Genomic DNA, 8389 nt, shown 5'->3' on the forward strand with positions numbered 1-8389 from the left:
TCGTATCCACGCCCTTCATCCCCAGCCCGCCCGTCGCAACAAAACGACGGACCATGAGCCAAGAGGGGGGTCAAAATTACACGCCGATCCCCCTCACAACGGGGTCAATCTTCCATGCCGAAACACATCAGTGCTACGACTGCGAAGGTTGAGACAGCCATCATCGCACGAATGTTGATGTGCGGCATCGACGTGCCGGAGGCGCTGAAAGAGTTTGTCGGAAAGCAACGCGAGGAAGCTTGGATTCCAAATCCAGAGGCGAGCGGAGCGACGGTGCCTGGGCCAAAAGGTTTATGGGTCGCTGTTGATCCTATCCCAGCCTACGTCGACGCAGGCTGGATGCCTGCCGAGAACCCCTTCTCCGGCAGAACGGACACGGCAATGGCGCGGCGTATTTTAGACGACGCGCGGATTGATGCCGCCATTGTTGCACCCGCGATGTCGATGTTAGTAGACATTGAACAGGTCGAGCATGTGGTTCTGGTGGAGGCTGTGGAAGCGCTGAAGCGTCGCTTAAATGATGCACCGCTAGACAGGACTGAGCCTGCACACCACGCTTTGATGGAAGTGTTCGCAAAAATATGTGCGGTTTTGGGACGAAATGATCTCTTCGATGCAACGCTAATTTCGGTGGCTTCAGGTAATGCGCGGAAGTGGCCGAACGAACGGATTAGAGTGAACCGAGACGAGAGCGGCTCGGCACTTGATGCTTTGTTAAATTCTGCCCTTGTGTTCGCCATCACGTCCGGCGGCCCACTGATTGACCAGATGAGAACATTTTCTAGTAGACTCGAGGATATTGCGAACGCTTGGCCCACGGCCAACTCCGCGGTGATCTCCTGCCTTGATGTGGTTGTTCGCAAAGTCGATGCACCGACGGCGGCCGGAGCACTATGGCCCGCGCTCATCGGGCTTCGGACGAGGCGTTGATTATAACCGCCAGGTCTTAAGCGACGATAGTCGTCGGTATGGCGCCGGAGTGCAGCGACTGCTTATGCCAGTGCGGGGCTCATAACCACTAGCTGACGGTCGGGGCGACGTAGACGGCACCGAGGTAGTTGACGGCGTTGCGATCCTTATAGCGTGGCGACGCACCGAAAGTCTATGAGGCGTCAGAACATGCGCTCTATAGCGATTCGGTCTCAATGGAGCACGGGCGAGAAGCAGCTCTTCCGATGGGTTCGTTACACCAATCCTTCGGCCAATGACCGTAGTGCGTCCGCCAGCAACTGCATCGCCCATTGCGGAGAAGCAAGGCTCTCCATCGTGCCGAACGACAGCCTGCATTGGGTCACTGGATTGGTGAACTCGTTATCGGCACTCGCGACGAGATGAAGGGTCGGTGACAGCGTCAGGCTGAGGCGTATTGCGCACGGGTCGTCGATAGGACCGGCGACATATTGTTCGCTGCCCGAGCCCGCAGGTTGATAGCTGATGCAGAGGGGCAGGCGTTCCTGGGTATCGCCATGGGGGGTGCCGAGCGTAATGCTTGCCCGGTGCGTGGCCGCGGGATCGATGCTGAACGTGAGGCCCATGTGAGGCGCGGCCGTGTCGAGCGAGGTAAAGAGAGCCGGATCGCACCACGCTCCGATGATTGCTTCGGACGGGGCATGGATAAGACGGCGGTGCCGGGCAAACAGCGGACGCGGGTGGGCTGAGGAAACGTGCGGGAACATGAGGCGACCTCTCGCATGAGAAGAGCGCCTCACCCTGGCCTGGGTAGCTTTATGCAGAAGGTCGAGCGAAAACCCAACGATGATATTCGCTGGACGAGGATAGAAGGGAAGAGAGAGGACAGTTGTTGGTCTTGAGACGGAGGGAGCCAGGCCGGGCATGAGGCGCTGCCGGACAGAAGCGCGTCGGCTCAACTCATATAGAAATATCGTCTGCGTCAAAACACAGGGTACCTCTTCAGGGTAGGCGCCGCGTTATCTGAACAGGATGTCACCCTATCTTCAGCGCTGCCTCAATTCTTCTTGCGAGTTCGTCTTCGGTCAACTCACTCGCCGCCAGCGCCAACCATGTCGTCACCGCTGCGGCATCGTCTATGGTCAGATCGTACCCGTTGAGGGCGAGGAACAACTCACACACCACGAAGGAGGTTCGCTTGTTGCCGTCCACGAAGGGATGGTTCTTGGCGATGCCGTAGGCGTAAGCAGCTGCCAGGGCCGCCACGTCAGAGGCGGACATCTGCTCTTGGCCGCCTTCGTCCTGCTGCATGTAGAGGTACCGGTTCTTCGGGCGATCGAGGGCCGTTTCCAACAACCCCTCGTCGCGCACGCCTCTGCCACCACCATGCTCCGCGAGCTGGGCGTCATGAACGGCGAGCACCACGGCCTTTGTCACCCAGCGCGGTTCCTGTCGGCCGGCCGGCTCGCTCACTTTGCCAGCTCACGCAGCACGTTACGCCGCTTCTTCATGATCTTGCGGGCTTCCTCCATCTGCGCCTCGAACTCCGGTTCGTAGGGCGTGAGGTGATAACCGTCCGGCGTCTCGGTCAGATAGAGCGTATCGCCCTGCTCGACCTTAAGGCGGGCCAGCACCTCCTTGGGCAGCACGGCGCCGACCGAATTGCCGATCCTTCCAAGCTTGAGTGCGACCATGGCGATGGCTCCTTTCGTATGTACAGATGTATGAACGAACGTGGATCGTCAAGGCAGGTCCGCTTCCGCGCCCAAAAGAGCGGACCTGCCTTAACCCAATTAGGGTCGAGACTCATAACCAGTAGCTGACAGTCGCAGCGATGCAGACGGCAGCGAGGAAGTTGACGGCGTTGCGGTCGTATCGGGTGGCGACGCGCCGAAAGTCCTTGAGGCGGCAGAACATGCGCTCTATGGCGTTTCGGTCTCGGTAGAGCACGGGCGAGAAGCAGCTTTTCCAACGCCGGTTGGCCTTGGGTGGGATGTTGGGCATGGTGCCGTTCTCCTCGATCTGCCTGCGGATGGCGTTGCTGTCGTAGCCCTTGTCGCCGTGGAGGATGCGGGCGGCGAGCATCTGCTTCAGCAGAACCGATCCCGCCGTGCAATCCGCGACCTGGCCGCCTGTAAGGAGGAAGGCGATGGGCCGGCAGTTGCGATCCGTCAGCGCGTGGATCTTGGTCGTGCGCCCGCCGCGCGAGCGGCCGATGGCTTGGTTGCGCTCCCCCCTTTTCCGCCCGAGGCCGAGCGGTGCGCCTTCACGGCGGAGCTATCGATCAGCACCTGGGCCGGGGGGCCGCCGGCGCTCGCCAGAGCATGGAAGAGATCGGCCCAGACGCCTTTGGCAGCCCAGCGGACATAACGGTTGTAGAGCGTCTTGCGTGGCCCGTAGTCCGGCGGCGCATCGATCCACCGTCCGCCGGACTTCAGGACATGGACGATGCCGCTGATCACCCGGCGGTCGTCAACGCGGGGCTTACCACGCGTATCCGTCGGCAGATGCGGCGCGATCCGAGCGAACTGCGTATCCGTGAGCCAGAAACGATCCCGATTCATTCGCGCTTCCTTTCGGAAGCCGTGAATCACACTGAGCCGCCACTTCCAACCATTTTATAGGTCCCAGCCCTAGTCCTCGGTGAAGGGCTCCCAGTCGTCGATGAGACGATGAACCGGCGAAAAGTCCGTGTACCGCGCATGCAGACGCGCGGAGAGGTCGGGGTCACCCGCTTCGCTAACGGCCGCGATCACATCCTCCAGGGCCAGCGCCATGAAGGGTACCCCGTCAGGCCGACGGTCGAGCATGGAGCGGTAAAGCTCCACGGCATACCAAGCCTCCCGGTTGGCGGCAGGCGCGATCGTGACGAAGAGGCCATGAGCACCCTGCCCCCACTGCTCCCGGATCAGAGCGGCCAGAAGATGCTCGGCGGTGAGCTGGGCGAGGTGACCGGTCAAAAGGCTCGGCGCCTCAGGATCGAGATGAAGGGCGCAGGCATGGGTGAGTTCCCGATACCGGGCAGACCCGCTCCGTCCCGGCTGTCGCATATCCTCGGAATACTTGACCTCAATGGCGATGAAGGCGGGCCGGCCGTCTGGGCTGGTGCCGCTCACGAAGAGGTCGAAGGCGGTGTAGTCACCGAGATAGCGCGGGTCACCACGCCCCGGCGAGTGCTCGAAGGCCAGCTTCTCCACCTTCGCGAAGAAGCCGGGGAAGAGGCGCTCGAAGAGGCGATGGCGGCGTTCCTCATCCACCTGGCACAGTGCGAACAGGTTGAAGGTGAGCGGCTGGCTCGACAGGAGATTTTCCCACAGGCGCTGCTCATCGATGAGGGCGCCATATTCTCGATAGGCTACGGCACGGCGAGCCAGCCGAGCTATGTCCGGGGTAAGGAAATTACGACCACGACGCGCATCGGCAGGATCCAGGCGACTGCCCAGGACGCGGAGGCGCCCATCCCGCCCTCGATGCTGGCCGGCGGCAAGTCCACGCCCTGCACGCCACAAAGATTGCAAAAGTCGCGCACAACTCGCAAATCGAGTATCCCCCACCTCAAACACGTGATGCTCCTGGAGAATATCCCGTGGGACAAGGGGGAGACGTACATTGCCGTAAGTGTCTTTATTTTCAGTCATTTCGTCACCAAAACGCTTATTGGTGACGAAGCTTCACGCGCATCAGCGACAATATAACGCAGACCTGCGCCAACTTGAAATTTCAGCAAAACACTATATATCTAAAGCTTGGGCATCCCCCAGGCGCTTGGATAAATTGCCTGGAGTCAACCTCGGATGTCCCTTCCGACTTCTCAGCCCCTCCCCCCTTCTGCAACTCAGCCGCAGGTCACGGCGCGCTTTGGCGCTCATTTTGCGCCGGCCTTTCCCGTTGGCGCTCGTTCAGCCGAATTCACTTGGCGGAAGGCGCCCCCAGCGACAACCAAGTATATTAGCCGCGATCAGGCCATCAAACTTTACAGTTCTATACTTTTTGCAAACTATCAGGGCGTCGTTCTAAACGTAGAACTGACGATAGCGTGGAAGGTGGCGAATATCGTCAGCGCCAAGGCTGTTACCCAAAATCTGGAAAAGTTCCTCGATCGATTCCGCAAGTTTATGGCACACCGAAACCTTTCTGCATTCTATTACGCAGTGCATGAAAACGGGAAGACGCTTGGGTACCACACGCATTTAGCACTACATGTTCCGGATCGGTATCGAAAGGAATTTCACCGATGGTGGCATAATATTGACAATGCATCAGACGGCTCCGATGGCACAGAGAGTTTCATGAACGCGCGTTTTCATCGCGACGATTCGGTGCATAGCCAGTGGCGCTGGTTCCAGTACTGCATGAAGGGCCTAGACCCTAGGCTAATGCCCAAGGAGAAAAAGATTAGCGGGCGAAATAATACTGACCTGAATACATTGGCTGGCGTTTGGCGCAGAGAGACCGGGCGGGTCGAAATGCGGAGGGTGCTGACATCACGGTCACTCGGCCCGGATGCCCGAAGCAAGGCGAGCTACCAGCCGCCCCTCTCCTTCAACCGTGCGCCCTTTGAAGAGCGCTATACGGATGCGGAGTATAAACGCGGCCAGTCGGAGCGCATGGCGACAAAGTACCCCACGTTAGAACCGAGTTGATTAGGCCATTTACGGAGGCTCCGATTATGAAGATACTCAATAAGCGGAGCCTCCGTATCCCATCTTCCGCCCGGAGCCCGGCGAAGCAATTGATAAATCAGTGGATTAAGAGTGGCATTTTTGGTTAACGCGATTGGAACCCCATTTCTTGGCCAACCGCGCAAGCAATGCCTCCAGGCCCCTGTCCTGCTCGGGTAATCCGCCATCACGAACGATGGTCCCCCGGCCGGGGTAGAAATTCCACTGGTCGATCTTGAGCTGGTACAGGGTCTTGCGCTCGAACATGATCCCGAGGCTGTTGAGGCGGTCGATGGCCTGCACCATTTTGGGCGGGTCATCGGGGAGTGGGGCGTCAGTTTGGATGGTGGTCTTGGGCATGGTTTTCTCCTTTAGCCCGCTCCTGCTCAGCATTGGGCGCAGGGGGCATTGGTGCTGGGGGCTAGAGGGAGTGCTGGTGGTCATGCAGATGTTGGTGGGTGGATGGTGGGTGGATCGATCGGTGATCGAAGGGGGGTATCGCGATATTGTGCGCGAGGTGCAGCCTGAACACCAATGACCTGCGTCGCGTTTGATTTTCAGGACCCGTTCGTCGAGCGCGAACGAAAAGAGCCGCTACCGAACGTAGTCGGCAGCGGCTCTATCAAGCGGACCCTCGCGTTTTTCCGTTCAGGGTTTGATAACGCCCGCGAGCGCCGGCGGTATATAAAGATTGAGTGGGAACTTGACCTCAGACCGACTGCGCCCCAGCAGCGCAAGCAAGGCGTCGAGTCCCCTCTCGGGTTCAGGCTCGCCATCACCGACCACAATCAATCCGGCGCGAAAATAATAGGTTATGTTACCGATCTTGGCCCATTCGAGATTGACGAAAGTGTATTCTATTTTTAAACCCCTCATGTATTGATCAAATTCGTATCCGGGCGATGTCAGATGGTCCGTTGGAGAACCGACATACTCATAGTATTCTTTTGGTGGTTTGGTCATTATTTATCCATCTCCGCTCTTGAACTGTGTCCAATATTCGATCGCCGCTCCATCAGCCCGCCCCATCCGACAGCCCACTAAGCCAGTCCCGAGCTGCATCCATGGTGACCAGAGTGCGGCGGCCGACCTTCTTGATCTTCAGCTGTCCGGATTCGATTTCCTTGTAGGCGAGTGACCGGCCGATCCCGGCCCACTTACAAAACTGCAGAATTGAGAAGGCGCCATGCCCATTTTCTTCTGCCATATTCAGCCTCCATTTGATGTTGGCTCCGACGATATAGAGGCGGCTTCGCGGATGACTCATCGCGATCGCGATTTTTTTGCTGGGCTTCGAAGCAATTGGGCGGGACCTCTACGCGGAGGCTTCACCTTCGGGCTAAAGCAGGCCGTCGGGGGCGGGCTGGAGCTGCGGCAGCATTGGCCGTCACCCGATAACGGCATCCAGACAATCATCTCGTAGGGTCCTGGATAGGCGCTGCGAACACAGCGCGTCCGCCAAGGCTGGGTGCGGGTGCTCGCATTCGCCATCCCACGCCCGCTCGGCAAGGGCCGGACGAACATCGACAAGATCGCTGTCCACGGCTCCGCTTGGCGCCCGTCGCCTCCTGCATCCGGATTTGACGTAGCGGCGTGGTAGCGCTCGACCGCGATCTGCCTGGAGCGGACGGCGGCGATTTGCCGAGGTTCGTGTCCGGTGGATGGGGGGAAGCATGCGGGCGCGTATCCATCGGGGGACGAAGCAGATTGGCGGCTCCGTGATCGAGCTGGAAGCCCAGGGGCAACGCCTGCTGCTCGACTGCGGCCTGCCTCTGGATGGCGATGCCAATGATGAAGCCGTGCTTCCACCTGTACCCGGCTTCTCAGAGCCGGACCCGTCGCTGCTCGGCGTCGTGATCTCCCACGGCCATCGCGACCATTGGGGATTGGTCGGGCGGGCTCATGCAGGGTTGCCTATCTTCGTGGGCTCGGCCACCGAACGTATTCTGAACGCCTCCGCCTTCTTCATTCGCGACCTGCCGGCCATCTCGGCGGCCGGACACCTCGCGGATGGCCAGCCGCTGCGCATCGGCCCATTCGAAGTCACGCCGCATCTGGTCGACCACTCGGCGTTCGACGCCTATGCGCTGACCGTCGAAGCGGGCGGGCGGCGCCTCTTCTATTCAGGTGACATCCGCAGCCACGGCCGCAAGGGCGCCCTGTTCGAGCGGCTGGTGAGCCGGCCGCCCCAGGGCATCGACGTGATGCTGATGGAGGGATCGAGCCTCGGACGGCTGGATGAAGATGCGCGCTTTCCCACCGAGACCGAGATCGAGGCCGCGCTGACGGACGTTATCCGTCGCACGCCCGGCATGGCGTTGGTGGCCGCATCGGCCCAGAACATCGACCGGGTGGTCTCCATCTTCCGCGCGGCGAAACGCTGCGGGCGCAAGCTGGTGGTCGATCTCTATGCCGCCGAGATGCTGCACGCGACGGGCAGGGACAGCATTCCCCAGACGTCCTGGCCGGAGGTGGCCTTGTTCACCCCGTGGCACCAGCGGGTCAAGGTGAAGAAGGCCGAGCGCTTCGACCTGATCGAGCGGCACAAGAGCGGTCGCCTTTATCCGGAAGACCTTGCTGCGCATCCTGAGCGATACGTGCTGCTGTTCCGGGCAAGCCTGCTCGACGATCTGGTGAAAGCTGGATGCCTTTCGGGCGCCCATGCGATCTGGTCGCAATGGGCCGGCTATCTTGTCAATCGGCACGGAAACCTGACCCCCTATCGGCGCCGAATGTTGACCCCTGTCTGGGGCATTGACCCCACTGCCGCGGAGCGTTGGTTTGGCGCAGCGGCAGTGGGGTCAATGGTGGCGGAGGTC

Annotated in this window: 11 protein-coding genes; 3 read left to right on the plus strand and 8 right to left on the minus strand. The window is 60.1% G+C overall.

All coding sequences use genetic code 11. From position 1 onward, the window contains the following. Positions 1 to 114: 114 nt before the first annotated feature. Positions 115 to 930, plus strand: a complete 816-nt coding sequence (locus tag ABLE93_RS26360) for a hypothetical protein (protein ID WP_348842641.1) — start codon at positions 115 to 117, stop codon at positions 928 to 930. Positions 931 to 1184: 254 nt separating this feature from the next. On the opposite strand, the gene ABLE93_RS26365 is transcribed toward ABLE93_RS26360, so the two are convergent. The 5 genes from ABLE93_RS26365 to ABLE93_RS26385 form a co-directional block, all read right to left on the minus strand. Continuing rightward, the gene (locus tag ABLE93_RS26365) at positions 1185 to 1676 is read right to left on the minus strand and encodes a hypothetical protein (RefSeq protein ID WP_348842642.1); all 492 of its coding nucleotides are present in this window, start codon (positions 1674 to 1676) and stop codon (positions 1185 to 1187) included. A 268-nt stretch (positions 1677 to 1944) separates the two neighbouring features. Further along, the gene (locus ABLE93_RS26370; RefSeq protein ID WP_348842643.1) at positions 1945 to 2346 is read right to left on the minus strand and encodes a type II toxin-antitoxin system death-on-curing family toxin; all 402 of its coding nucleotides are present in this window, start codon (positions 2344 to 2346) and stop codon (positions 1945 to 1947) included. Positions 2347 to 2378: 32 nt separating this feature from the next. Further along, the gene (locus ABLE93_RS26375) at positions 2379 to 2603 is read right to left on the minus strand and encodes an AbrB/MazE/SpoVT family DNA-binding domain-containing protein (RefSeq protein ID WP_229646284.1); all 225 of its coding nucleotides are present in this window, start codon (positions 2601 to 2603) and stop codon (positions 2379 to 2381) included. A 112-nt stretch (positions 2604 to 2715) separates the two neighbouring features. After that, positions 2716 to 3473 (minus strand): IS5 family transposase gene (locus ABLE93_RS26380; RefSeq protein WP_348842644.1). Its coding sequence is split into 2 segments (ribosomal slippage): positions 2716 to 3140 and positions 3140 to 3473, totalling 759 coding nucleotides; the frame shifts between segments, so codons are not numbered across the junction. 69 nt (positions 3474 to 3542) lie between these two features. Next, entirely contained in the window at positions 3543 to 4547 is a 1005-nt protein-coding gene (locus tag ABLE93_RS26385; protein WP_348842645.1) for a PGN_0703 family putative restriction endonuclease, read from the minus strand. A gap of 156 nt (positions 4548 to 4703) precedes the next feature. Here ABLE93_RS26385 and ABLE93_RS26390 point away from each other — a divergent pair, with 156 nt between their 5' ends. Beyond that, positions 4704 to 5552 carry a hypothetical protein gene (locus tag ABLE93_RS26390; protein ID WP_348842646.1) on the plus strand — a complete coding sequence of 283 codons (849 nt, stop codon included), beginning with the start codon at positions 4704 to 4706 and terminating at the stop codon, positions 5550 to 5552. A 105-nt stretch (positions 5553 to 5657) separates the two neighbouring features. On the opposite strand, the gene ABLE93_RS26395 is transcribed toward ABLE93_RS26390, so the two are convergent. The 3 genes from ABLE93_RS26395 to ABLE93_RS26405 all read right to left on the minus strand — a co-directional run bounded on the left by ABLE93_RS26395 (position 5658) and on the right by ABLE93_RS26405 (position 6777). After that, positions 5658 to 5930, minus strand: a complete 273-nt coding sequence (locus ABLE93_RS26395) for a hypothetical protein (RefSeq protein ID WP_348842647.1) — start codon at positions 5928 to 5930, stop codon at positions 5658 to 5660. Between the two features lie 288 nt (positions 5931 to 6218). Then, positions 6219 to 6533 (minus strand): hypothetical protein, encoded by a 315-nt coding sequence (locus ABLE93_RS26400; protein ID WP_348842648.1) that lies wholly within the window; start codon positions 6531 to 6533, stop codon positions 6219 to 6221. Positions 6534 to 6585: 52 nt separating this feature from the next. Further along, complete coding sequence (locus ABLE93_RS26405) at positions 6586 to 6777, minus strand: DNA-binding protein (protein WP_229646290.1); 192 nt, start codon at positions 6775 to 6777, stop codon at positions 6586 to 6588. Between the two features lie 511 nt (positions 6778 to 7288). Between ABLE93_RS26405 and ABLE93_RS26410 the strand changes: the two genes are divergently transcribed. Continuing rightward, positions 7289 to 8389: MBL fold metallo-hydrolase (locus ABLE93_RS26410; protein ID WP_348842649.1), on the plus strand; the 1101-nt coding region annotated here is incomplete at its 3' end.

Origin of the sequence: Xanthobacter pollutisoli (genome assembly GCF_040044995.1) — a bacterium.
Taxonomy (GTDB): Bacteria; Pseudomonadota; Alphaproteobacteria; order Rhizobiales; family Xanthobacteraceae; genus Xanthobacter.

Excerpts from the sequence above, each read along its gene's own strand:
- ABLE93_RS26375 (WP_229646284.1), bottom strand. The coding sequence starts at position 2,603 with ATGGTCGCACTCAAGCTTGGAAGGATCGGCAATTCGGTCGGCGCCGTG.
- ABLE93_RS26365 (WP_348842642.1), bottom strand. The coding sequence starts at position 1,676 with ATGTTCCCGCACGTTTCCTCAGCCCACCCGCGTCCGCTGTTTGCCCGG.
- ABLE93_RS26390 (WP_348842646.1), top strand. The coding sequence starts at position 4,704 with ATGTCCCTTCCGACTTCTCAGCCCCTCCCCCCTTCTGCAACTCAGCCG.
- ABLE93_RS26360 (WP_348842641.1), top strand. The coding sequence starts at position 115 with ATGCCGAAACACATCAGTGCTACGACTGCGAAGGTTGAGACAGCCATC.
- ABLE93_RS26395 (WP_348842647.1), bottom strand. The coding sequence starts at position 5,930 with ATGCCCAAGACCACCATCCAAACTGACGCCCCACTCCCCGATGACCCG.
- ABLE93_RS26385 (WP_348842645.1), bottom strand. The coding sequence starts at position 4,547 with ATGACTGAAAATAAAGACACTTACGGCAATGTACGTCTCCCCCTTGTC.
- ABLE93_RS26405 (WP_229646290.1), bottom strand. The coding sequence starts at position 6,777 with ATGGCAGAAGAAAATGGGCATGGCGCCTTCTCAATTCTGCAGTTTTGT.
- ABLE93_RS26400 (WP_348842648.1), bottom strand. The coding sequence starts at position 6,533 with ATGACCAAACCACCAAAAGAATACTATGAGTATGTCGGTTCTCCAACG.